Genomic DNA, 23,788 nt, shown 5'->3' with positions numbered 1-23,788 from the left:
CATACCCAAGCAGTCCCTATGCTGACAAGGGTCTATTAGAAGATGTTGTGGTTTTGAGTCAATTTAGCGGTTGAAGTTCCATTTTCTTCGATAAATAAATTTGGAGTAAATTTTCATTTTTATTTAACATTGTACAAAAAATGTTGGTAGGATGTTGCTCAATTTATGATTTAGATGCCCTAGTTAACCTTTAATAATGTCAAGTGCTATTAATGCATAAGTTACTGATAATTTTATTTTATGCTTTTATTTAGCGTTGTAATTATTTCAAAATAAGAAACCACGATGACGAGACAACAATCACCGATAGCAACATTAACCAGTGCAAAGAAAGGTAACCTTGTTTGTGTTGGCACGGGATTACAGCTTGCAGGGCAAATAGGTGCATTAAGTTTAAGTTATATAGAGCATGCTGATGTGGTCTTTTCGTTAGTGCCCGATGGTTTTTCTGAACGTTGGTTAATGTCGCTTAATTCTGATGTTCGCTCGCTTCAACCTTATTATGCTCAACACGATGAGGTAAAAAATCGTCGTGATACTTATGCCGAAATGGTTGACGCTATCTTAGACGAAGTTCGCTTAGGCAAGTTAGTTGTATGTGCCTTATATGGCCATCCTGGGGTATTTTCTTGCGTAGCGCATTGGTCGATTAAACAGGCCCGCAGTGAAGGTTTGGACGCTAGCATGTTACCGGGTATTTCAGCTGAAGCTTGTTTGTGGGCTGATTTAGGCATTGACCCAGGCAATAGTGGTCATCAAAGCTTTGAAGCGACTCAGTTCATGCTTTATCACCATGTTCCGGATCCTACAACGCATCTTTTACTTTGGCAGATTGCTCTTGCGGGTGAACATACCTTAACTCAATTTAGTAGCACTAAAGATAAATTACAGATTTTGGTTGAACACTTAAATCAGTGGTATCCGCTGAATCATGAAGTGATTATATATGAAGCAGCAAATTTGCCATTTCAATCACCTGTTATAGAGCGCATGCCGTTATATGTATTGCCAGAGGCTAAACTAACGACGATTAGCACATTGTTAATTCCTCCTGCGCGTCCAATGACGCTTAACCATGAGATGTTAGCCAAATTAGGTATCGCCGAAGCAGATATTGGCTAAGTATTTTTATGGCTGTTCACAAATGAGGTAATAAAGTAATAGTATGCTTTAAACCGCCGTACTTTTATCGACAAGCTATTAATGGTGATTATTGGATGTAAATGATTCAATCTTAGCGAAATTGATACAGTTTTTATTGATAAAAAGATGTTAATGGGTAATTTTGTGTAGAGATTTTCGATAAAACAATTGGTTACGACGTTTTTTGTCGACGGAACGACCCAGTAAAGTTAAAGTTGTTACAAATGATAATCACATAGATGTAAATTTAAGTCGCTAATTACAAATATAATCTAGAATATAAGGTTACGATATGTCTAACATGAATACATTTTTTACTAAGCTTGGAACGGACGCCGCTTTATTGGAAGCATATAAGCTTGATCCACGTGGTGTAATGAAATCAAATGGATTAACACAAGAAGAGATTGAAGCTGTGATGTCAGGAGATAAAGCACGTGTTAGCCAGTTGTCTGGTGATAAAGAAATGGCCATGTATATGATTATAAGTAATCCGACAGAGTAATTATTTTTTGCCTCAAATATTGATGTATTTTTTTATTATCATCGTGTTGCTTTTTAGCCGCGCGGCGATAGCTGACAACATCGATTATGATAAAGAACTCGACACTATTGAACAATCTTTGAAGACTGATATTGGTTATGCCATTGAAAAGATTGATACCGCGTTATCCTCTGAATCGTTACTCACCTCACCACAGCATAGCCGTCTGTATATGTTGCTAGGTACAAAAGATCTTTATTTAGGTCATTTTGTCGAAGCAGATAAAGCTTTCGATGAAGCACTGACATACGGACCACTTGGTGAAGAACTCACCAATATTTATTTATTGAAAATCACTGCAAATATCGGCTTGAGTAATTATCAAAAAGCTTTTGCTCTTTTAGAGGATAACCTTTCTCGTATCGACAGTTATCAAGATCAAAGTATCAAAATAATGTCCTATATTCGCTTGATGAATGTGTATTTACAGCTTAATGCTTATGAGGAAATGCTACGTATCGCGCAATTAGCACTGAGTTTAAACCAAGGTAAAGACCCAAAAAGTGAATGTTTTTCGATGTTATATCACTCAGTTGCTCATTTAAAGCTAGCCCACTTTGATCAAGCCGAGACGTTCTTTAAAGACACTCAACTTTATTGTAAAAATCATGGTTTTCCATTGATTGAGATTATGTCAATTAAGGGGCAAGGTAATGTTTTGTTTGATAAGGGCTTATATGCTGAAGCAGAACCATTTTATCTAGTGGCTTTAGAGCGCTACCAGAAGTTTAAATTTCAAATTGAGATTAACGAAATACAGTCTTATTTGAGCTCGATATATTTCCATCTGGGTGATTATCAACAAGCCGATATGTTTGCGCAGTTAGTTAATGCTTTACCCAATAAGCCCAGTAATATGCAGGTAAAAAAACGTGTTAGCGAAATACTGTCTTTAATTGCGGGTAAACGTGGTCAGTTCGATAAAGCATACCAATATCAAGTTGTTGCTTCTGCACTTGGTCAGCAATTACTTGATGAACAGAAAGTAAAAGAAAATGCCTACCAAATGGCCCGCTTTGATAGCGTTGAAAAAAATCGTGAGAATACCAGCTTAATTCAAGACCATGAACTTTTGATGAAACAAAAAGATTTATTCATGAAAGAGAAAAGTTCATCGATTATGTTTTCAACATTATTAGTTGGGCTTTCTGTTGGTTTATTATTGTTATTAATATCTGCTTGGATGCAGCGTAATCAATTTATGAAGCAAGCGCAGCGAGATGGATTAACAGGTATCTTTAATCGCCGTACAGGGCAAGAAATGGCAGAAAATGAATTTATTCAAGCTCAAATGCTTGGCGAGTCATTTTCTGTGCTGTTGATGGATTTAGACTTATTTAAAAATATTAATGATCAATATGGTCATGCTACGGGCGATTGGGTATTAAAAAAGGTCACTCATGTGATTGGTGAAATGTTAAAGCCGACCCATATATTTACCCGAATGGGTGGGGAAGAGTTTGCTATTTTTATGCCAAAGCAAACTGAAGATATCGCGGTTGAATTTGCCGAACAGGTTCGCCATGCCGTTGCCAATATTAACACCCGTTTCTCAGGGCACGATTTTACTGTCACAGTGAGTTGTGGTGTGAGTAGCGTCGATAAGGATGACCTAAGCCTCGACCCGTTAATTCGCCGTGCCGATTTAGCGCTTTATAAGGCTAAACATAACGGTCGAAATTGCGTCATCTGTTATAACGACGCCATCAAATAACGATAACCCTCTAGCTGACTGTATATCCCTCCCGTGTATTACCTTGAGTAAAGTAAATCAACATATGCTAAACCAGCTTGTGATAGCAGCTAAACGCTGACACTACGGCAGTTGTGAACGTTACAGTGCACTGGACAAGGAAAGTTAATCAAAGCTTTTTTATCAGCGTAATTTGCGCTATTAATTTATCACAGACACGCTATAAGTGCGCCTTGTTAGTCGAGCAACGAGTAAGTTGGATAGTGCAGATTTGAAACAATCTCTTTTTATCGCGCAACCCCATCGTTTATTCTGAGTTAATATTATGCATTTATGGTCTGCACCAAATAGCTTCAAGGTAAAATCCTCCGCCACAAATGCTAACGCTATGTTCGTCTCATTTGTCACTTACAACATGTGTTAACTCCATACACTCATCACCGTTTGCGTTACCTTGTTGGCCACTCTATTTGAGCTAGAGCTGAATCATTAACTATTTATCAATAAACGACAATTAACATACTGTGAGCGAAGCTTGGTTATTATTGGCATATTCCGCCCAGAGCAGATCACCGTTTGTTACTTGTTGCGGCACCATTTTGGTTCTCTATTGCCCCATTTATGAAGTTCTTTCAATTATTTTTAAAAAAATTGAATTTTATTTAAATAAAACCAATCTACTTGAGCTTGTTGATCGGGTGACGTAACTCACATTTTAAGCCGTTGCGGCGGCTTATTTTATTCCGTTTACGTAAACGTAAATTTAAAACAGTTGTTTAAATTTAGTGATTAATTACCTAGTTTTAACTATCTGTTTTTAAAGATTAAAACCTTGTTACGTGTAGGTAAGCTAGAAACGTTACAAAATTGTTTAATTCAATGGCATAGACTAAAGTTTAGTAAATATAATTTTACATAAAGTAATAATATTACAAGCTATTTTGCCACTATCATTTGCTGGTCAATTGGTAAGATGAATTTCAGATGGCCAATTTAAAGTATAAGCTATATTTTATTATTGCGTTTAATATCATGTGTTTAAGTGTATTTTTCTCGGTTGGTAAGACCATTTTATGTGATCTGTAACACTGATTTTTAAGTCGTTTTGGTAAAGTGAAGACTGTTGCAATTACAAACGTTTTTGGTTAGTTTTTAGTACGAAACAGACATTTGAAAGTTTTTGGTAAACAGTCAGCTTCAGTTAAATGTTATTAGAAATGGTTTATTTGAACGCGAATATATACGCCGATGAGTTGGTATAGATAAGCGTGATAAGTAGACAGTAGATAACGTCACTACAGTGAAGCATGACAACCGATATCAAAACAGACAGCATTTAGGGAGCCATTATTATGACGGCAGAACAATTAGTAGCTCAATACAGTAAGTCCACAGCAAATGCTGATGATTCGATTAAAACCGATCTCACGTTTATTGGTCCCACTGTCAACGGCCAAGAAGACGTTTTTAACTCTGGCGCTGTGGCTTTCCTTGATTCGTTATGTGCAAAGTTTGTTGATGAAGTACCTGAGCTATTAGCTAAGCGTAAACAAAAACAAGCTCGTATTGATAATGGTGAGTTGCCTGATTTTTTACCTGAAACTCGTGCAATACGTGATGGTGATTGGACTATCCGTGGCATGCCTGATGATCTCACCGACAGACGTGTTGAAATTACTGGCCCCGTTGACCGTAAAATGATCATCAATGCTTTAAACGCCAATGTAAAAGTGTTTATGGCCGACTTTGAGGATTCATTAGCACCGAGTTGGCAAAAAATTGTCGAAGGACAAATTAACCTTCGTGATGCCGTTCGTGGCGATATTGAACTAACCGTTCCTGAAACCGGTAAGCATTATTCGTTAAACCCTGATCCTGCAGTGTTAATTGCTCGTGTACGTGGTTTGCATCTTATTGAAAAGCACATTGAATACAAAGGCAAACCTATTCCTGGTGGGTTAGTCGATTTTGCTATGTACTTTTACCATAATTATCGTCAACTTTTAGCTAAAAAATCTGGACCTTACTTTTATATTCCTAAGTTAGAAAGCCATGTGGAAGCGCGTTGGTGGGCAAAAATGTTTGCCTTTGTAGAAGAGCGTTTTTGCTTACAGCCTGGCACGATTAAATGTACTTGTTTAATTGAAACATTACCTGCGGTATTTGAAATGGAGGAGATTCTTTATGAACTTCGTTCAAACATTGTCGCGCTGAATTGTGGTCGTTGGGATTATATCTTCAGCTACATCAAAACCTTAAAGAACTATCCGGACCGTGTACTACCCGACCGTCAAGCGGTAACGATGGATACTAAATTTTTAAGTGCTTATTCACGTCTATTGATAAAAACTTGCCATAAACGTGGCGCACTGGCCATGGGCGGTATGGCAGCATTTATTCCTGCTAAAGATGAAGCGACTAACGAACTGGTACTGCAAAAAGTGCGTGGCGATAAAGAGTTAGAGGCTCGCAATGGCCATGACGGTACTTGGGTCGCACATCCTGGTTTAGCCGACACCGCAATGAAAATTTTCAATGATTACATCGGTGGCGATAGAACCAATCAATTACACATTACTCGTGATGTCGATGCACCCATTTTAGCCAGCGAGTTACTTGAGCCTTGTCAAGGCGAGCGAACTGAAGCAGGCATGCGTTTGAACATTCGTATTGCGTTGCAGTACATCGAAGCGTGGATCCAGGGCAATGGTTGCGTACCGATTTACGGTTTGATGGAAGATGCTGCCACGGCTGAAATATCGCGCACTTCTATTTGGCAATGGATCCAGCATGGTAAAAGTTTATCCAACGGCAAACTGGTCACTAAAGCATTGTTTAAAGACATGTTGAAAGAAGAAATGGCCAACGTGAAAGAGGAACTTGGTGCAGAGCGCTTTAAAGCAGGTGAGTTCGCCAAAGCGGCAGCATTATTTGAACAAATTACTACCTCTGATGAGCTAGTCGATTTCTTAACATTACCAGGATATGAACTGTTAACGGCGTAATGTCGGATAACGATATTAATTACAACACTACTGAATTAGGCAAAGTTGAATGATTCACTTTACCACCCTCATACAGTAAGGAGCGACACTATGACTACACAACTTACTCGTCAGCAACAGGTTGATGTAATTAAGAAAGATTGGGCTGAAAATCCACGTTGGAAATCGGTTAAGCGTCCTTTTACTGCTGAAGAAGTTGTTGCATTACGTGGCTCTGTTGTGCCAGAAAATACCATTGCTAAAATGGGTGCTGCAAAATTGTGGGAACTGGTTAACGGCGGCGCTAAAAAAGGCTACGTAAACTCACTGGGCGCACTTACTGGTGGTCAAGCAGTACAACAAGCAAAAGCGGGTATTGAAGCTATTTACTTATCAGGCTGGCAGGTAGCTGCTGACGCTAACTTAGCGGGCACTATGTATCCAGATCAATCACTTTACCCAGCAAACTCAGTACCTGCTGTTGTGAGCCGTATTAATAACTCATTTCGCCGTGCTGACCAAATTCAATGGGGCAAAGAAGTAAATCCTGGTGATGACAATTACACTGACTATTTCCTACCTATTGTTGCTGATGCAGAAGCCGGTTTTGGTGGTGTATTGAATGCATTTGAACTAATGAAGTCGATGATTGATGCTGGTGCTGCAGGTGTTCACTTTGAAGACCAATTAGCGTCTGTTAAGAAGTGTGGTCACATGGGCGGTAAAGTTTTAGTGCCAACTCAAGAAGCGGTGCAAAAGTTAGTTGCTGCACGTTTAGCGGCAGATGTTAGTGGTGTTGATACCTTGGTTATTGCACGCACTGATGCCAATGCTGCAGATTTGATGACTTCAGATTGTGATGAATATGACCGTGAGTTTGTTACTGGTGAACGTACTAACGAAGGTTTTTACCGCGTTAGAGCTGGTTTAGACCAAGCTATTTCACGTGGTCTTGCTTATGCTCCTTATGCTGATTTAATTTGGTGTGAAACAGCTAAACCTTGTCTTGAAGAAGCGAAGAAATTTGCTGATGCCATTCATGCACAGTACCCAGATCAACTACTTGCTTATAACTGTTCACCTTCGTTCAACTGGAAGAAGAATTTAGATGACGTCACTATTGCTAAGTTCCAGCAAGAGTTGTCTAACATGGGCTACAAGTACCAGTTCATCACGTTAGCAGGCATTCATAACATGTGGTACAACATGTTCGATTTAGCCTATGACTATGCACGTGGTGAAGGCATGAAGCATTATGTTGAAAAAGTACAAGAGCTTGAATTTGCTGCTGCTAAGAAAGGTTATACCTTCGTATCGCACCAGCAAGAAGTGGGTACAGGTTACTTTGATCAAGTGACAACGTGTATTCAAGGCGGTAAATCGTCAGTAACAGCGCTAACGGGCTCTACTGAAGAAGAACAGTTTTAATCGTTAGTCCCAACCGTTTTACAAGTTTGGTCACTTTGTGACTGTTGTAACCCCGTGCGGCTCACCTACAGGTCGTACGGGATTTTTATCCTCATATGATGGTTTATAAGCGAATGCTTAGTTGTTAAACCTGATTGTTTGGATACTTCCTACCCGTAAGTTTTTTCCAACCACACTATTGTGATTGCGGCTCTTGTGAGCCGTTTTTTTTTGCCCAATATTTATCGTTTATGTAGATGTCACTTTTGCGCCCAGATGAATCCCATTTATTTCGAACCACACTTGCTCAAAAATCGATATTCCTGAATAAAGTGATGTAATAGCGATGTAACATGTCGCTTACTTGTTGTACTAGCATCAGCGAGATTAATTCATCAACCAGTAGGCGCTAGGATATGAGTATTGTTGTTTTGCTTTGATACGTGAGCTAGCTTGAGTGAATAGCAATATCTACAAGACACTGTGATGAAATTGAGTATACTGAAAACAATGTTTGTTATATTTAGGTTAATTTTTGAAGGCGATGACTCAGCAAAAAGGGGCTGATTACTGGACCAAGCGGATTAGTGATCAAGAAATGCCTGCATTATGTTCAACTGTGCGTGATTTAGAAAAGTTGGCAAAAGACGATGTGTCTTCGTTATCTTTGTTAGGTCGAAGTGTCATGCACGACAATGCACTCACCTCGCGTATTTTACGAGTGGCAAACAGCGCCACTTACAATAAAGGTATTAATCCTGTTTCGACCGTTAGCCGTGCAGCGGTAGTATTAGGTTTTGATACTATCCGCAACATATGCATTACCGCAAAACTACTCACCAGTTTACTTGAAAATAAGCACCTGAGTGAAGGTGTCTATCAACGTTTATTAAAACTGATGGCGCAATCTTTTCAAGCGGCGATGCTCGCCAGAATGATGATGAGCGACCGTGGAGAATCGCTACGTGAAGAGGTGTTTATTGCCTCGTTATTGTATCGAATAGGCGAAAGCGCTTTTTGGAGTATGGGCGGTGAATTGACCGAACAGCTTGATAATAAGCTGTTAGCCATTGACAATAAAATTGAACAAAACTCATTGATTCGAGCTGAACTAGGCACCTCTTTTACCCAGCTGACCCAAAGTATTGCCAGAAGCTGGGGCTTAGGTGAAGTGCTGATTAAGTCTTTAGCACAACCCGATGAGCGCATGCCTGAGATCCGTTGTATTTTTTTAGCCGATAAGTTATCAGAAATTGTGTCGCAGCCTAAAGTTAACCCTGAAGAACTGCATAAGCGCCTATCTCAAGCCGCAGAAATGCTAGACATCAGTGTGGATGAATTTACTGAAAAATTTATCGATTGCAGTAAAATAACCCATAAATTAGCCATTGAATATGGTGCCAAAGCCATAGTGTCTTATTTACCGAATACCGCAGACGTATTAGAACATGTCGACTCTCCTGTTGAGCCCACTGAAATTCGGCTAACCAATCAAGGTTATCAGTTAAGTAAATTGAGACAATTAACCCACTATGCAGTGGTTAAAACTGATTTTAATCAAATAATGCAAACCACATTAGAAGGGATGTTAACCGGAGTTGGCCTAGACCGTTGTGGTGTACTGTTACTCTCTCCAAGCCGTAAATTATTACAACCTAGGGTGATGATGGGGGATGGCGCTGAATTGTTGAAACAAGCCTTTGTGATTGAACTAGACGATCCTCGATCGGTTTTCACTCAATGTATTGGGCAAAAAAAGAGTGTGTGGGTCAATGCTCCCACCAGTAAAGAATGCAAAGTACAAATTGATGATGTGCTAGTTGAACGCTTTTCTCAAAATGGCTTTTTATTAGCACCACTCTTTGTTGGCCATAAAGTGTTGGGATTATTTTATGCGGATAGGCAGGGATCTGGACGTTGTTTTGAGCAAGAGGATTTCGACAGTTTTACTCACTTTAGTGAACTCGCTAACGTGTGTTTTGGGGTGTCGATGACATAAGGTGGCTATTGAATAGTTTCCAATTCGCTACAATCTGTCTAGTGTCTAGTGAATAGTGAATAGTGAATAGTGAATAGTGAAGCGTTAACTATTCACTATTATGGCGGTCATCATACTCGACAATGGCCACCATATTGTTTAATGGCTATTGCATAATTAAGCTGGTAATACGTTTGGCTTTATCGTTTGGAATTGGAAAACTCAAATGATATTGCGCTATCTTCCATCCTTCAGAAGTTTGTACCAACGCACCAGTACCCCGACTGATGCCATACGCCGGGCTATAGAGCTGCTCGTCAAATACAATGGTATCGTCAATTTGTAACAAGTGACGTGACTTTAAATCATAACGCCAGCCTTTAGTGGGTTTGGCATAATGCTCAAATTCAACCATATTCCAACGCTCTGAATCATCGGTACCAATAAACACCGCTTGTGGATGATAAAGGCTAAAATAAGTGGTCCAGTCAGCAGCAGCTGCACTTTCATGTAATAAATTTAGCAAGGCGCTGACTTCTTGGTTGTCTTTTTCTGATAAGCCTTGGCTATCAATTAACTCATTTTTTTGGCTAATGTCTTTTATAACAGCTTCACTTTCGGAGCTCACTTGCTGACTAACTTGTTTGTTTTTAGGCTCAGTTTGGCTCTGTTCAAGTGTTGATTCTTCGGCTTCACTTGCGTGTAGATCGAAGGCTGCCACTGTCGTCATTAACACGGCAATAAAACCGAGTCGGTGAATGATTGATTGCATAGTATTCCTGTTAACCTAGTAAATTATTATTATGTGTTTTAATACTTTTTTAATACTTTTTTAATACTTTTTTAATACTTTTTTAATGCCAATTTATTGGATCTAGCTGATAAAACTGGCTCAATTCTTTATACAATTGTTGATGCTGTTGGTAAAACTCCACGGGTCGTTCAAAAAACGTTTCACTTATCACTGCAAAAAACTCCGCCGGATTGGTCGCGCCGTAATAGTTAAATAATGACGGGATATGGTGTTGAGCGCAATACTGAAGTTGCTTAAATTCTTGCCCCAATGTGCTAGACCATGAACGATATGAAGTGATATCGCGCAGTGGTGGTGCACCATTAGCTGTTCCATCTTCTTGATCAAGCTGGTGAGCGAATTCGTGTATAACAACATTGCTACCATCAAACGGATCGGCAGCGCCTTCTATAGTGCTGTTCCATGACAATACGACTTTGCCATATTCCCAAGATTCTCCCAGCAACACATTGCGTTGGCTTGATTGTACCCCTGCGAGATCCGTGCGGTTTTTCTCAACGATAAATGCGCTTGGATAGACTAAGATTTGTTTAAGTTTTGGGTAATAGTCAGTTTTACGGTTGAGTAATAATAAACACGCTTGGGCTGCAATCGTCACTTTTACTTCGTCATTGATTTCGAATCCGTCACAACCGATAAATTGTTTCTCATCAATAAATATCTGAATATGCTTTTTGAGTTGAAGTTGCAAATCCGTCGGCATGGCTTTGAAATAAGGAAAACGCTTTTTTAATATATGACGCCATTGAGTGGGAAATGGTTTGCTGGCGACAATGCTACGTTGACGGTTGAGGCGCCATTGGCTACTGACAATCCATGCCACAGCTGTTATTGATATAACGAGTAATATTACAATCGCGATCATAGAAGTGTCCTGGTAGTCGAAGAGGGCGTTAAGATTGTTATTTTAAGCTTATGTATTATCTGAGCTTGCAATTTTTAGCATGACTCATTTAATTCATTCGCTAGTCGCTGTTTAATTCCATGAGTATTTAATGGGGCAGTTTGTTAGCAAATTCAAGCTTTAGGAAAAACTAAATAGCAATGGGAGCCATAAGTGATAACGTAGTTTGCTTAACGTGTAGGTTGGGATTTTGGTTAAATAAAAGCACTGGCTAGCAAATATTAGTCTCATATTTACTGCCAGTGAAAGGGCGGGGATAAAGTGGTCGTCGTTGTGTTTGGTTAAATTTATGTTCAATTAACTATTTGTCTGCAAAATTAACTATTGGTCTGTAAAGCTAACATCTAACCGTTTTTGTTATTGTGGAGATAGACTAAAATATTGTGAAATCAACTGCCTGATAAGTTTTGATTTTGCTATTCCTCCCTGCTGACTGAGTAATGCGAGCTGGCTTATTGCCGTTTCACTTAAGGTATAGGTACAACGTCTAAAAGGTTGCTGTTTACTTTTATTGACCGATTTTATTGGCTCTACATGCTGTGGATATTTTCGTTGTAAAAAATCGATTATATTGTTTTGCTTACTTGCATCGCTTGTCATTAGCGTTTGCTTTTCCTCATGTTGAGGACGGTCTTGACCAGCAGCATATAAATCGGCTGCTGCAATAAAGTCATCAATTGATACTGCAATGTTATTGGTGCTTTTACATAACGAAGCGTTTTTCTTGAGATCGGCTAGTCCCATAATTTCCTCTCATCGTGGTCACGTTCGATGCAGTATTGCGCTGTTCAATGAGTTGCTTTGCATCAGTAATGTCGAGTAATTCACAGGCAATACTGCGCATTTCTTCTGCAGCTTTACCTTGGGGTTCTAACTCAAATACTGATAAGCCAGATTCTTCACTGTCGTCGTAAATATTGCGACTGTAGTTAACGGCATCTAATACATTAATGTCATAGGTACGACAGACATCTTTTGCTTCAGTAATTCTGCTTGCCTGGTTCGGTAAACTTGGGCATTGAGTGATCACAAATGATGCTTTCATTTTTGGGTTTATCATCAAACAAGTTGAGACGATATCGTCCATATGGCTGACGGTTTTTAAATCTCGTCGTTTTGGGCGCAATGGCATTAATACATAGGATGCAACTGACATGGTTGCTCTAAGCGCTAGATTATCTTGGCCACCACAATCGACAATAACATAGTCATAATGTTGCTCTAAGCTGAGCAAGTCATTACGAATTTTGCCATACAGCTGCACGCAGTTAATGGCCGGCAGTTTTGGGTTGTTGTTCCGAGCTTGGATCCAGTCTGATGTGGTTCTTTGCGGATCGCAGTCGACCATAATCACGCTGGCTTGAACTTCATTGGTTAGGAAGACTGCAATATTTTGCGCAAGGCAGCTTTTACCACTCCCCCCTTTTTCACCACCAACTAATATGATCATGGATGTTGCCCTCTCAATATGACTAACTTACACCGTTAAATGTAATTGATACTACACTGTAATAATGGTTATAGATTTAGTCAATTAGCTGATTTTTGACGGTTTTTTATTAATGTCTTTGAGGCGATAATTTGACTGTTTTGACCATAAAGGCAGAAAATTGACAGCAAAGGTTTGCATCCGCCAATGTTAGTGAAAGGTTAAATTTAATAATGACTTGCAGCTGTTATGTGCAAATAACATCGTTGTTTTATGAGGTGTTTTCAATGCATATAAAATATGAATACGTGTTTCATATGCTTTAAATGACTATAAATCTATTTTGATATAGCTAATTGATATATTTTAGGGATGCAGCAAAACGAGTTATTTTAAGCTTAAATTTGATTCAATCGGTTATTTTACGCTAACCAGTGGTCTTATTATTGTCCGATATAGTCAGTTACAATCGCTTTTGAACTGAGCCTGGGGTGAGTTTGAATAGAGGCGACGATTCATTCAGCATGAGTTTACTCAGGGTTGGTTGATTAATGAGCCGCTAACCTCTCATTAATTAACCCAGTATCAATCATTGTGCATTTCACTCGTTGTACTTTTTGGATGGCCCGTAATGTCAATCGCGTGCATTGTCAGTTCACTTTGCTTAACTTAAAGCAGTTTTGATAAAGGCTTTGAACTGATAAAATAGTTAATGTAATCGGTATTACATTAACCTAATCGATAAACAAAGGCGTGGAGCCATAAGTGATGAATGAGCAGCAATTGTTAGAAGCGATTAATCAAACCATGCCATTTGGTAAATATGCTGGTCGTAAATTACTGCAGTTACCAGAACCTTATTTGGTTTGGTTTCACTCTAAAGGTTTTCCTGAAGGCAAACTTGGTGAGCAACTAGCATTAATGTATGAAGTGAAGCTCAACGGATTGGAAGAAATGCTACAACCTCTGTTAAAGCGGTGAAGCTAGGTAGTAAGCGATGAGGCTGGTAACAAGCGATGACAAGCGATAACGAACGTAACAGCCTAGAGCCTAGAGGCTAGCGCGGACTGCGTCCTGCTAGATCGCTACGCTGCTAAATAAAGCGGTCGAAGCGTTCGCTCGTTATCGTCCTAGCTCTACCGCTGTTATAGAATCTAGCCGCGAAGCGTCCTAGCACCTAGGCTTTAACGCTCGTTATCGTTTTTTATCACTTTTTATCGCTTTTATAGCGTTCTCGCAGGACTAAGTCCTGCCCTAGTAGCGAGTCTATTAACCGTTTTTTCATGTAAAAGCCGGTAAACGTTTGGCCACACTTTTGTTGATAGCTTGTTTGTTGCAAAACAAATCCCATAGCTTCAAACAACGGTTTAGATAAGTATGACGCATCAACACTGAGATAAGGATATGGTTGCTGAAGAGCCCAATGTTGTAAGTGTTTATAGAGTGCGCGGGCGATGCCTTGCTGCTGATAGTCGGGGTGAACATATAAGCAGTCAATATACCCCTGGTGTTTAAAATGAGTTTCTAGACTAATAAAACCAATGACCTGTTGGTTATCAAGTGCTAACCAGGCTTTATTTCGTTTGTATCGTAGTTGCCAAAATTTGGCCGAACGGGGCACTGATGACCACGCATTGAGTTTTAAGGTCGGGTATCTTGGATGAATAATGCCTTGTACAGCCGTATGGTATAATTCACTTATTTGAGTTGCATAGGATGCAGAAAAATCAACGATTTGATGAGGTTGATTTATTGAGTTTTTCATAAAAAAGACCAATCGATAAGATTGGCCAATTATGTAAGTTTTTTACGATAAAACGTACTATTTTTTATTAATATTGCCAACAAACATGATTTTATCAAAGGTTCTGTTTAGGCTTGAGCTTTTAAAGTCGCTCATCCACATTTGTTCCGACACTTCTACCTTATCGCCTTTAGCCACTTCAGTTTGCGGACCCGCAGCCCAATATGTTTTGTCAGCTTCTTTTAGTTGAACGTAGGTATAACCGCCACCATTCATGGTGTCGAGTACTTCGCCTTGATGCAAAGCACCTTGTGCCCATACAGAAGAAACACCCATAGCCAAAGTGGCAGCGGCAGCAAATGCAATTAATTTAGCTTTCATGTATGTATTCCTATTTTGCCAAAAATGATAATTAATGAGGATATTAATTCAACCTTTGAACTATTTAACCATCTCTGCTCATTATGGTCTGTGATCTACCGCGAATTATTGTCTTCTATCTGCTGTTAGGTGGTTTCTTTTAGGTATTGTCTTCTAAATATATGAAGTTGCCGTTTAATCGCGATGGCTAATGTAATGTACATTTGTAAACAGTTGTCCCGTAATGAGATGGCCATGTTGACTAACAAAATCGATAAAGGCTTCTGGCAGCGTTTGATTGCTCATCGGTTGCTGCCAGTGGGCATGCAATAACGCATCATAACCTTCCTTACCCGCTGCGGTATAAGAACTTGATACGCCAATATACAACTTATTAGATTCAAGAGTTTGCCATTGATCCTGCTTGTAGATATCAATTTGAGTGATCCGCTGGCCTTTAACTCGCTTACCATCATAGAAGTAGCGTAATCCATAGGGGTAGGGGAAACTGCCCGCACCTGTGCCGACAATACCATTATTGGTAGCGCTATTGATGGACGATTCTAAAGCTTCAATAATATGTTTACCCATAATTTGATACAAGGTTAGGGGTAATTCGAATGGCAAAATGCGGCCAATAACATCGGCAAGTGATAATTGCCCTTTATTGAGTGATTGCCTTACACCTCCCGCATTATGGAGTGCAAAATCGATATTTGGCTCAATGTATTTAGCCGCTTTATACATGCTACGACTCACCCAAGGGGCTATTTCACTGCCATGAGGCAGCTGTTTGCTGGGCAACCTAGTGTGGACAAAGTTTCGAGGTATATGAGCCAGTATTTGGTTTTCTAGCGCATCTAATGATGGGCGGTATTGGCTGTGAATCACCTGATGAATAGCATCATCATGCTTAGCGTCTTTTATGCTTGGGTGATTGAACAACTGCTCGATTAAATCTGCGGCAATAGCACTATCGGCAGGCTGTCCGTCTTTGGTGCTGACATGAATATTGTCATCAAGCATAAAATAGTTATTACCGATAAGTTCGGTTACTTTGCCATTTGAATCAAAATTGATTTGGGCAATACCCAGCGTTTCTGCATATTTTCCGGCATGCAAAATAGGCGTTGAGTTTATGGTTTCTGCGTAAGGAATATCGCTTAAGCCAATGTTGCTCATATTACCTTGGAGAGTATGAGAATGTCCGCCGACAATTAGACTTATGCCGTCGACACAGGCAGCAAGTTCTTGGTCTTGGTCTAAACCTAGGTGGCTTAGTACAATAATATGATTAATGCCTTGCTGTTTCAGTTTTTGAACTGTTTTACGGGTAGTGTCGATAGCATTAACAAAGTGGGTATCGGGATCCGGCCTAGCAATTAAATGCATTTGATCTAAGGTAATACCAATAATAGCCATTTGAATATCGTGAAATGGCTTTATCAATACTTTTGCTGTCCCGGTACTGTCATCAAAGTCGTACAACATCGGGTGGCCGTATAATCGACCTGTTTTCTGCCTATCTTCTGCGCTTAAATCCATATTTCCGGCTAATACCGGAAAGTCGATACGGTTTAAAAAGGCCTGCACAGGGCTATTACCTGCATCGATTTCGTGATTACCCAACACCATGGCATCAGGTTTGAGTAAGTTAAGAAGGTGTGCATTGGCGGCACCTTGAAACTCTCTAAAATATAAAGTGCCCTGAAAGCTATCGCCGCCATGTAAAAATAGAAATGGAGTTTGCTCGGCTGCGGCTTGCTGCCTTGTTTGTTCAATTTGGTAACCTAAACGCGCATAGCCACCTGAATGGCCTTCAAGTGTATAAGTGCGTTGCTGGGCTGTCAGGCTAAACTGGACTGGACTAGGTTCGAAGTTAGAATGAGTGTCATTAATATGAGCTATAGATAAACGATAAATATGTGACATTTTTTTCCTCAATATAATGTCACCATCTTATACTAATTTAGCTAAACATGTCATCACTGCGCGTTGTTGTGATCTTTATATTGCAGCTCAAACAACGGAAATGATGGTACTAGTTGGCTGGATATAGCCAATACAGTTTGTATTAAAAAATGCGACCAACAGAATGTTAATAATTGATTTTTTGATTATGTATCCGTGCGCAAGTGGCTTAATTAACCAAGTTAATTATCATCGTATATAACTAAACCTTTATTCTTGATTCGTCGTTGCCACAGCTTACGCGCCAGAGCTTGCATGTTGGGAGCTAAATCCTTTGAATCAACGATTTCTAAACCAATTAAGGTTTCGATGATATCTTCAATTGTCACTATCCCTTCACTTGAGCCATATTCATCAACCACTAATGCCATTTTAGCATTACGTTTTATCATTAATTGAAACAGTGGCAATACTCTTACGGAAGAGGGGACTACAAGTAACGTTTTTAAATGAGTGCCAATTTCGGTATCTGGTGCTTGGCGAGACTGAAGGATAATGTCATTACGATTGACATAACCAATCACATTATCTCGGTCACCTTGGTAAATCGGAAAACGAGTAAACGGGCTCGACAAATATTGGTCGATAAATTGCGCATGAGTGATGTGAGTCGATAATTTAAATATTACCGTTCTGGGGGTCATGATGTCGCTGACGTGCATGTCTTTCATCGATAACATTTGGGTTAAAATTTGTGATTCTTGTTCACTTAACTCACCACTGTCTTTACCCATTTTACTCATCGCGCCGAGCTCTTGACGAATGTATTGACCGTTATTACCTTTGCCTAACAGATTGGTGACTTTTTGAGACATCCAAATTAAAGGCATGGTCATTTTTTCCATCCAGAATAGGCATACCGATACCGATGGCGCCAATTTACGCCAATGATTAGCCCCTAATGTTTTAGGTATGATTTCTGAGAGGAACAAAATTAAAAAAGTTAGAACAGCAGAGAATACCCCAAGCATTTGACTACCAAACACAATAGCCGCCTGTGCGCCAGCAATAGAAGCACCCATGGTATGTGAGATGGTATTTAGCGTTAGGATAGACACTAAAGGAGAGTCAATATTTTGCTTTTGCTTATCGAGCTGCGCAGCAATAAAGGGGTTAGTTTCTTTTAGGGTTGCGATATAACTTGGAGTGACAGATAAGAGAACTGCTTCAAAAATACTACACAAAAAGGAAATCAAAATAGCAAAAGAAACAATCAATAAAAGGGTTAACATAGTGTGAGTAAAAACTTCCTCGTAGAAGGCCATATAGCCTGCAGTAATACTAACATATCACTAGATGCAGATATACTGGCTAAAACGTGATGCTAACTGTATAATTCGCCGCCCTGTTACAGGTTTTGGTGTTTTGAGGTTAGGCGAATGAGTGTAAAGAAAATCAATTTATTAGATCTTGATCGTAAAGGACTACGGGCGTTGTTCAGTGAGATGGGCGAAAAACCGTTTCGTGCCGATCAGTTAATGAAGTGGGTTTATCACTTTGGTGTTACTGACTTTGAAGAAATGAACAACATAAACAAAGTGTTGCGTACCAAACTTGCCGCGAAGTGTGAAATTGTTGCGCCTGAAATTGCGAGTTTTCAAAAGTCGAATGATGGCACTATTAAATTTGCTATCAATGTTGGCCAAGGCCAAGAAGTTGAAACCGTATATATTCCTGAAGAAGACCGCGCGACCTTGTGTGTATCGTCACAAGTCGGCTGCGCTTTAGAATGTACCTTTTGCTCAACGGGCCAACAAGGTTTTAACCGTAATTTAACGGTATCTGAAATTATTGGCCAAGTTTGGCGTGTATCGCAATTTTTAGGTTTCCATAAAGACACTGGCGATCGACCAATTTCTAACGTAGTGATGATGGGGATGGGTGAGCCTTTGCTGAACCTTGCTAACGTGATCCCTGCGATGGATATTATGCTGGATGATTTTGGCTTTAGTTTATCTAAACGTCGAGTGACGTTATCAACCTCTGGTGTAGTACCTGCACTTGATAAATTAGGTGACGCCATTGATGTCGCATTAGCGGTAAGTATTCACGCACCAAATGATGAACTGCGCGATGTGTTGGTTCCAGTTAATAAAAAATATCCATTACAAGAATTTTTAGCGGGTATTCGTCGTTATTTAGAAAAGTCTAATGCAAATCGCGGCCGCGTGACGGTTGAATATGTCATGCTTGATCATATTAATGACAGCACAGACCAAGCGCATGAACTTGCAATTCTAATGAAAGATACTCCATGTAAGATTAACTTAATTCCGTTTAACCCATACCCTGGTTCTCCTTACGGTCGTTCTTCTAACTCACGCATAGATCGTTTTTCTAAAGTGTTGATGGAACACGGCCTAACAGTGATTGTTCGTAAAACTCGTGGTGATGATATTGATGCTGCTTGTGGCCAACTAGCTGGCGATATTCGTGATAGAACAAAGCGTTTAGCAAAAAAACAAATGCAACAGAATCAGATTTCAGTCACAATGGAATAACTCGTTGTTTGCATAGATAATAGGCTTATAAATGAAGCACGGAATGCAAAAGGTTGTTCTGATTACTTTAGTGGCTTTGTCCGTCACTGCTTGTGTTACTGAGCGTACTTACAGTGGTACTGATACCCCTGTAGCAGAGCGTCGGTTTGATAAGCAGGGGGCCGCTAGAGAACGAATGCAACTTGGGTTAACTTATCTAAATCGTGGAAATAGTGAACAAGCCAAGTACAATTTAAATAAAGCTGTTGAATATGCACCGAATATCAGTGAAGTTCATATGGCAATGGCTTATTATTATCAAACAGTTGGTGATATAGAGCGAACAGAAGAGTCATATAAAAAAGCCATTAGCTTGAGTGATGTTACTGGTGATGCACGGAATAACTTTGGGGTGTTTTTGTGTCAGCAAAATAATTTTGTTGAGTCTGAGAAAATGTTTCTTGCGGCGATTGAAACACCTAAATATACCCGTACCGCATCGAGTTATGAAAACTTAGGCGTATGCAGCCGTAAAGCCGGTGATAAAGAAAAAGCGCGACAGTATTTTAATATGGCGTTAAAGTATGATCAAAGACGTAAAGTAACGTTATTAGAATTAACCGAGTTAGCCATGGAAGATGCTGACTACGGCAATGCGCGCGAACAACTCGCAAGATACCATCGAGTTGCTAGCGAATCAGCAGAAAGTTTAGCCTTAGGGATTAAGATTGAGCGGGCGGCGAATGATATAGAAGCCGTAAAACGATTTGGCATTTTACTTATTGCCAAGTTTCCTGCATCTCCACAAGCCAAAAATTATAGAGCTAACTTGAATTAATGACTAAAGAATTCGAAGTAGAACAAGACGTAGAAGAAACGTCATTGTTAAAGGATGTTGTTACTGCTGGCGCCATTTTAAAAGCGGCTCGCGAAGCAAAGGGACTCTCAATTGAGACCGTAGCAACCCAATTGCATTTACGTCCCAAGATTATCAATGATCTTGAAAATGACATTTTTGTTAATATTGCCTCCACCACATATGTTAGAGGTTATATTAAAAATTATGCCCGTGTTGTGAGTGCTGACATTAACCAAATTCAACAATGCTTAAGCCATCAGTTGCCTGAAATTGTTGCGCCTGCAATGCAAAGTTTTTCACGTAAAACGACTCATCAAGCTCGTAATAGTCGTCTTAATTTAGTGACTTATCTTATCGTTGCCGTATTGATTGCCATGTTAGTGTTGTGGTGGGTACAGAAATCATCGTTACTAACCAATGTTGATTTATCGCAGCCTACCGTTGAAGAGATTGCTGCTGAAAGCAACATGCCTGAACCGCAACAGATCATTCGAAGTGGCTCAGTGCAATCTACTGCTAATGATGTAGGTAACGAAGGCAATGATAGTGCAACAGATTCGGCTAACAAGGCAGCAATAGAAGCCGAAGATAAGCTGATTCAAACGGCACAAGATGCAGCCAGTACTGCACAACAATTAGCGGCTAGCAGCAGCGTTACAACTGCTAGTACTGAATCTTCATCAACAACCGACACCAGTTTAGCCAGTGGCGAAAGTGTGTTAACCATTGAGCTTACCGGTGATTGCTGGGTTAACGTGACTGATGCAAACGGCAAAGTGATGGTTGATGGCGTGAAGAATTCGGCACAACGAATTGAAGTTCGTGGAATAAAACCTTTTAAAGTGATTCTGGGTGCTCCTCAAGTAGCCAGCATCAGCCTCGATGGCAATAATGTCAGTTTAGCTGAGTTTGCCAACGGTCGAGTTGCAAGATTAACCCTGCCTAAAGCGTCATAATGCTTTAGCAACAGCAGTAGAGCATATTTGCATGTATAACGAATCCCCAATTATTCGCAGACCATCAACACGTATCTATGTGGGCAATGTCCCTATTGGTGATGGTGCACCGATTGCTGTTCAATCGATGACGAATACTAAAACTACCGATGTTGCGGCCACCGTGGCGCAAATTCTAGCATTAGAAAAAGTGGGCGCTGATATTGTACGTATTTCAGTACCGACAATGGATGATGCTGAAGCCTTTAAAATTATCAAACAGTCTGTCAATGTGCCATTAGTGGCCGATATTCATTTCGATTATCGTATCGCGCTTAAAGTGGCCGAATACGGTGCAGATTGCCTGCGTATTAACCCAGGTAATATTGGTAATGAAGAACGCATTCGCAGTGTGGTTGAGTGCGCCCGCGATAAAAACATTCCCATCCGTATCGGAGTGAATGGTGGCTCGCTTGAAAAAGACTTAATGGACAAATATCGTGAACCAACGCCTGAAGCATTATTTGAATCAGCGATGCGTCATGTGGATATTTTGGACCGTTTGAATTTTGATCAATTTAAAGTCAGCGTTAAAGCGTCAGATGTATTCCTGGCTGTCGCATCATACCGTCTGCTGGCTAAACAAATTCGTCAACCGTTACATTTAGGTATTACCGAAGCCGGTGGGATGCGTGCGGGTTCAGTTAAATCAGCTGTCGGTTTAGGCATGTTATTAGCTGAAGGCATTGGTGATACTTTACGTATTTCGTTAGCGGCCGATCCGGTTGAAGAAATTAAAGTTGGTTTTGATATTTTAAAGTCGCTACGTATTCGTAGCCGTGGCATTAACTTTATTGCTTGTCCTTCTTGTTCGCGCCAAGAGTTTGATGTGATTAGTACCGTCAATGAACTCGAACGTCGTCTTGAGGACATTACCACTGCAATGGATGTGTCTATTATTGGTTGCGTAGTCAACGGTCCAGGTGAAGCGTTAGTGGCTGATATCGGCTTAACTGGCGGCCATGCTAAGAGCGGTTATTATGATGACGGAGTGCGTCAAAAAGAGCGCTTTGACAATAAAAATATTGTCGATTGTTTAGAAGCAAAAATCCGCGCTAAAGCCAGCATGATGGCTAATCGCATCGCGATAATCGATAAAACTGAATAATCTTAATCCTGTGCATGGCAACCAAGAGTTGTCGATGTTGAGGGTATATTTACATTTTATTAGCGCAAGCTAATCAAGAAGTGGACACGTTAACAGTGGCAAAGCAAATCCAAGCTATTCGTGGAATGAATGATATTCTGCCTACTCAAAGTCCTTTATGGCAAAAAGTCGAAGCTGTATTGCGCTCATCAGTTAGTGCATTTGGTTACAGTGAAATTCGTACACCTATTGTAGAAAGTACCGATCTTTTTAAACGCTCTATTGGTGAAGTGACCGATATTGTTGAAAAGGAAATGTACACCTTTGAAGATCGTAACAGTGACAGCTTAACCTTACGCCCTGAAGGCACAGCCTCAACAGTGCGTGCGGGTAACGAACATGGTCTGCTTTACAATCAAGAACAACGTTTATGGTATATGGGACCCATGTTTCGTCATGAGCGCCCGCAAAAAGGTCGTTACCGTCAATTCCACCAGTTTGGCGTTGAAGTTTACGGCATTGCTAGCGCCGATATTGATGCTGAAGTATTAATGTTATCTGCCCGTTTATGGGACTTGTTAGGCATTAAAGAACACGTGGCACTTGAGCTTAATACTTTAGGCGATCCGGCTGAACGTGCAGCTTACCGTGATGCCTTAATTGCATTCTTAGAGCAGCACAAAGACAAGTTAGATGAAGATAGTCAACGTCGCATGTATTCCAATCCATTGCGAGTGCTAGACAGTAAAGATCAGCAAGTGCAGACCCTTTTAGCTGATGCTCCCGCATTGATGGACTATCTTGGTGAAGAGACCAAGACACATTTTTCAACTTTATGTGAACTCTTAGACGCTGTTGGTATCCAATACACCATTAATCCGCGTTTAGTCCGTGGTTTAGATTATTATAACCGCACTGTATTTGAATGGGTTACCACTAGTCTGGGCTCTCAAGGTACAGTATTGGCGGGTGGGCGCTACGACGGCTTAGTCGGCCAACTTGGTGGTAAAGATACCCCAGCTGTTGGTTTTGCAATGGGCCTTGAGCGTATTGTACTATTGCTTGAAACACTTGAGTTAACCAGTGATATTGCCCCAGAAGTTGACGTTTATGTCACTGCAATGGGTGAAAATTGCGTCGTTGAAGCCATTAAAGTGGCTCAAGAGTTGCGTCAACAGTTACCAACACTTAAAGTCATGAGCCATTGCGGTGGTGGCAACTTTAAAAAGCAAATGAAACGTGCCGATAAAAGTGGTGCTCAGTTTGCGTTAATTATTGGTGAAAACGAAATGGCTAATAGCCAAGTCGCTATTAAACCGCTAAGAACAAACGATGAACAACAATTGGTTACGCGTAGTGAACTCGTAGCTAAAATTGCAGAACTGATTTAAGAACA

At 40.2% G+C, this 23,788-nt stretch carries 20 protein-coding genes; 12 read left to right on the top strand and 8 right to left on the bottom strand.

The window, feature by feature from the left end; translation table 11 throughout:
* The first annotated feature begins 285 nt into the window (after positions 1 to 285).
* From AAEY94_RS01550 to AAEY94_RS01525, 6 genes are all read left to right on the top strand, one after another.
* Positions 286 to 1,122, top strand: a complete 837-nt coding sequence (locus AAEY94_RS01550) for an SAM-dependent methyltransferase (protein WP_350976754.1) — start codon at positions 286 to 288, stop codon at positions 1,120 to 1,122.
* Positions 1,123 to 1,435: 313 nt separating this feature from the next.
* Entirely contained in the window at positions 1,436 to 1,648 is a 213-nt protein-coding gene (locus AAEY94_RS01545) for a hypothetical protein (protein WP_101085543.1), read from the top strand.
* 7 nt (positions 1,649 to 1,655) lie between these two features.
* A complete protein-coding gene (locus AAEY94_RS01540; protein ID WP_350976751.1) occupies positions 1,656 to 3,401 on the top strand; it encodes a GGDEF domain-containing protein in 1,746 nt (581 codons plus the stop codon).
* A 1,331-nt stretch (positions 3,402 to 4,732) separates the two neighbouring features.
* On the top strand, positions 4,733 to 6,385 hold the full coding sequence (gene aceB / locus AAEY94_RS01535; protein ID WP_350976748.1) for a malate synthase A: 1,653 nt from the start codon (positions 4,733 to 4,735) through the stop codon (positions 6,383 to 6,385).
* Positions 6,386 to 6,475: 90 nt separating this feature from the next.
* Entirely contained in the window at positions 6,476 to 7,792 is a 1,317-nt protein-coding gene (aceA, locus tag AAEY94_RS01530) for an isocitrate lyase (RefSeq protein ID WP_192114485.1), read from the top strand.
* Between the two features lie 523 nt (positions 7,793 to 8,315).
* A complete protein-coding gene (locus AAEY94_RS01525; RefSeq protein WP_162024296.1) occupies positions 8,316 to 9,770 on the top strand; it encodes an HDOD domain-containing protein in 1,455 nt (484 codons plus the stop codon).
* Positions 9,771 to 9,915: 145 nt separating this feature from the next.
* Here the strand turns inward: AAEY94_RS01525 and AAEY94_RS01520 are convergent, their stop codons facing one another.
* The 4 genes from AAEY94_RS01520 to AAEY94_RS01505 all read right to left on the bottom strand — a co-directional run bounded on the left by AAEY94_RS01520 (position 9,916) and on the right by AAEY94_RS01505 (position 12,917).
* Positions 9,916 to 10,521, bottom strand: a complete 606-nt coding sequence (locus AAEY94_RS01520) for a nuclear transport factor 2 family protein (RefSeq protein ID WP_101085535.1) — start codon at positions 10,519 to 10,521, stop codon at positions 9,916 to 9,918.
* A gap of 82 nt (positions 10,522 to 10,603) precedes the next feature.
* Entirely contained in the window at positions 10,604 to 11,428 is an 825-nt protein-coding gene (locus AAEY94_RS01515; RefSeq protein ID WP_162022600.1) for a M90 family metallopeptidase, read from the bottom strand.
* Between the two features lie 396 nt (positions 11,429 to 11,824).
* On the bottom strand, positions 11,825 to 12,211 hold the full coding sequence (locus AAEY94_RS01510) for a hypothetical protein (RefSeq protein WP_350976744.1): 387 nt from the start codon (positions 12,209 to 12,211) through the stop codon (positions 11,825 to 11,827).
* Positions 12,171 to 12,917, bottom strand: a complete 747-nt coding sequence (locus AAEY94_RS01505; RefSeq protein ID WP_162022602.1) for an AAA family ATPase — start codon at positions 12,915 to 12,917, stop codon at positions 12,171 to 12,173. Before AAEY94_RS01505 ends, AAEY94_RS01510 begins: the two co-directional genes overlap by 41 nt.
* 747 nt (positions 12,918 to 13,664) lie before the next feature.
* On the opposite strand from AAEY94_RS01505, the gene AAEY94_RS01500 reads away from it, so the two are divergent.
* Positions 13,665 to 13,877, top strand: a complete 213-nt coding sequence (locus AAEY94_RS01500; protein ID WP_041413444.1) for a DUF3820 family protein — start codon at positions 13,665 to 13,667, stop codon at positions 13,875 to 13,877.
* A gap of 226 nt (positions 13,878 to 14,103) precedes the next feature.
* On the opposite strand, the gene AAEY94_RS01495 is transcribed toward AAEY94_RS01500, so the two are convergent.
* The 4 genes from AAEY94_RS01495 to AAEY94_RS01480 form a co-directional block, all read right to left on the bottom strand.
* Positions 14,104 to 14,661: a GNAT family N-acetyltransferase gene (locus AAEY94_RS01495; protein ID WP_350976739.1), complete on the bottom strand. Its 558-nt coding sequence runs from the start codon at positions 14,659 to 14,661 to the stop codon at positions 14,104 to 14,106.
* A gap of 57 nt (positions 14,662 to 14,718) precedes the next feature.
* Complete coding sequence (locus tag AAEY94_RS01490) at positions 14,719 to 15,021, bottom strand: hypothetical protein (protein WP_059747853.1); 303 nt, start codon at positions 15,019 to 15,021, stop codon at positions 14,719 to 14,721.
* A gap of 174 nt (positions 15,022 to 15,195) precedes the next feature.
* A complete protein-coding gene (locus tag AAEY94_RS01485) occupies positions 15,196 to 16,932 on the bottom strand; it encodes a bifunctional metallophosphatase/5'-nucleotidase (RefSeq protein WP_101085525.1) in 1,737 nt (578 codons plus the stop codon).
* Positions 16,933 to 17,153: 221 nt separating this feature from the next.
* Positions 17,154 to 18,203, bottom strand: coding sequence for a CNNM domain-containing protein (locus tag AAEY94_RS01480; RefSeq protein ID WP_162024297.1), 1,050 nt, complete (start codon positions 18,201 to 18,203; stop codon positions 17,154 to 17,156).
* A 147-nt stretch (positions 18,204 to 18,350) separates the two neighbouring features.
* Between AAEY94_RS01480 and rlmN the strand changes: the two genes are divergently transcribed.
* From rlmN to hisS, 5 genes are all read left to right on the top strand, one after another.
* Positions 18,351 to 19,472 (top strand): dual-specificity RNA methyltransferase RlmN, encoded by a 1,122-nt coding sequence (gene rlmN / locus AAEY94_RS01475; protein ID WP_011636587.1) that lies wholly within the window; start codon positions 18,351 to 18,353, stop codon positions 19,470 to 19,472.
* A 31-nt stretch (positions 19,473 to 19,503) separates the two neighbouring features.
* Complete coding sequence (gene pilW / locus AAEY94_RS01470; RefSeq protein ID WP_101085522.1) at positions 19,504 to 20,289, top strand: type IV pilus biogenesis/stability protein PilW; 786 nt, start codon at positions 19,504 to 19,506, stop codon at positions 20,287 to 20,289.
* A complete protein-coding gene (locus AAEY94_RS01465; protein WP_101085520.1) occupies positions 20,289 to 21,266 on the top strand; it encodes a RodZ domain-containing protein in 978 nt (325 codons plus the stop codon). Before pilW ends, AAEY94_RS01465 begins: the two co-directional genes overlap by 1 nt.
* Before the next feature lie 31 nt (positions 21,267 to 21,297).
* The gene (ispG, locus tag AAEY94_RS01460; RefSeq protein WP_350976733.1) at positions 21,298 to 22,413 is read left to right on the top strand and encodes a flavodoxin-dependent (E)-4-hydroxy-3-methylbut-2-enyl-diphosphate synthase; all 1,116 of its coding nucleotides are present in this window, start codon (positions 21,298 to 21,300) and stop codon (positions 22,411 to 22,413) included.
* Between the two features lie 95 nt (positions 22,414 to 22,508).
* The gene (gene hisS, locus AAEY94_RS01455) at positions 22,509 to 23,783 is read left to right on the top strand and encodes a histidine--tRNA ligase (protein ID WP_350976730.1); all 1,275 of its coding nucleotides are present in this window, start codon (positions 22,509 to 22,511) and stop codon (positions 23,781 to 23,783) included.
* Positions 23,784 to 23,788 lie beyond the last annotated feature (5 nt).

The sequence above is a fragment of the Shewanella sp. AC34-MNA-CIBAN-0136 genome (assembly GCF_040309945.1).
Taxonomy (GTDB): Bacteria; Pseudomonadota; Gammaproteobacteria; order Enterobacterales; family Shewanellaceae; genus Shewanella.
Note: the sequence above shows the minus strand (reverse complement) of the source record. Positions and strands in the feature narration are given on the sequence as shown.

What these genes read in the sequence shown, in the direction of transcription:
- AAEY94_RS01550 (WP_350976754.1), top strand. Translation starts at nt 286, where the DNA reads ATGACGAGACAACAATCACCGATAGCAACATTAACCAGTGCAAAGAAA.
- AAEY94_RS01545 (WP_101085543.1), top strand. Translation starts at nt 1,436, where the DNA reads ATGTCTAACATGAATACATTTTTTACTAAGCTTGGAACGGACGCCGCT.
- aceB (WP_350976748.1), top strand. Translation starts at nt 4,733, where the DNA reads ATGACGGCAGAACAATTAGTAGCTCAATACAGTAAGTCCACAGCAAAT.
- aceA (WP_192114485.1), top strand. Translation starts at nt 6,476, where the DNA reads ATGACTACACAACTTACTCGTCAGCAACAGGTTGATGTAATTAAGAAA.
- AAEY94_RS01525 (WP_162024296.1), top strand. Translation starts at nt 8,316, where the DNA reads ATGACTCAGCAAAAAGGGGCTGATTACTGGACCAAGCGGATTAGTGAT.
- AAEY94_RS01520 (WP_101085535.1), bottom strand. Translation starts at nt 10,521, where the DNA reads ATGCAATCAATCATTCACCGACTCGGTTTTATTGCCGTGTTAATGACG.
- AAEY94_RS01515 (WP_162022600.1), bottom strand. Translation starts at nt 11,428, where the DNA reads ATGATCGCGATTGTAATATTACTCGTTATATCAATAACAGCTGTGGCA.
- AAEY94_RS01510 (WP_350976744.1), bottom strand. Translation starts at nt 12,211, where the DNA reads ATGGGACTAGCCGATCTCAAGAAAAACGCTTCGTTATGTAAAAGCACC.
- AAEY94_RS01505 (WP_162022602.1), bottom strand. Translation starts at nt 12,917, where the DNA reads ATGATCATATTAGTTGGTGGTGAAAAAGGGGGGAGTGGTAAAAGCTGC.
- AAEY94_RS01500 (WP_041413444.1), top strand. Translation starts at nt 13,665, where the DNA reads ATGAATGAGCAGCAATTGTTAGAAGCGATTAATCAAACCATGCCATTT.
- AAEY94_RS01495 (WP_350976739.1), bottom strand. Translation starts at nt 14,661, where the DNA reads ATGAAAAACTCAATAAATCAACCTCATCAAATCGTTGATTTTTCTGCA.
- AAEY94_RS01490 (WP_059747853.1), bottom strand. Translation starts at nt 15,021, where the DNA reads ATGAAAGCTAAATTAATTGCATTTGCTGCCGCTGCCACTTTGGCTATG.
- AAEY94_RS01485 (WP_101085525.1), bottom strand. Translation starts at nt 16,932, where the DNA reads ATGTCACATATTTATCGTTTATCTATAGCTCATATTAATGACACTCAT.
- AAEY94_RS01480 (WP_162024297.1), bottom strand. Translation starts at nt 18,203, where the DNA reads ATGTTAACCCTTTTATTGATTGTTTCTTTTGCTATTTTGATTTCCTTT.
- rlmN (WP_011636587.1), top strand. Translation starts at nt 18,351, where the DNA reads ATGAGTGTAAAGAAAATCAATTTATTAGATCTTGATCGTAAAGGACTA.
- pilW (WP_101085522.1), top strand. Translation starts at nt 19,504, where the DNA reads ATGAAGCACGGAATGCAAAAGGTTGTTCTGATTACTTTAGTGGCTTTG.
- AAEY94_RS01465 (WP_101085520.1), top strand. Translation starts at nt 20,289, where the DNA reads ATGACTAAAGAATTCGAAGTAGAACAAGACGTAGAAGAAACGTCATTG.
- ispG (WP_350976733.1), top strand. Translation starts at nt 21,298, where the DNA reads ATGTATAACGAATCCCCAATTATTCGCAGACCATCAACACGTATCTAT.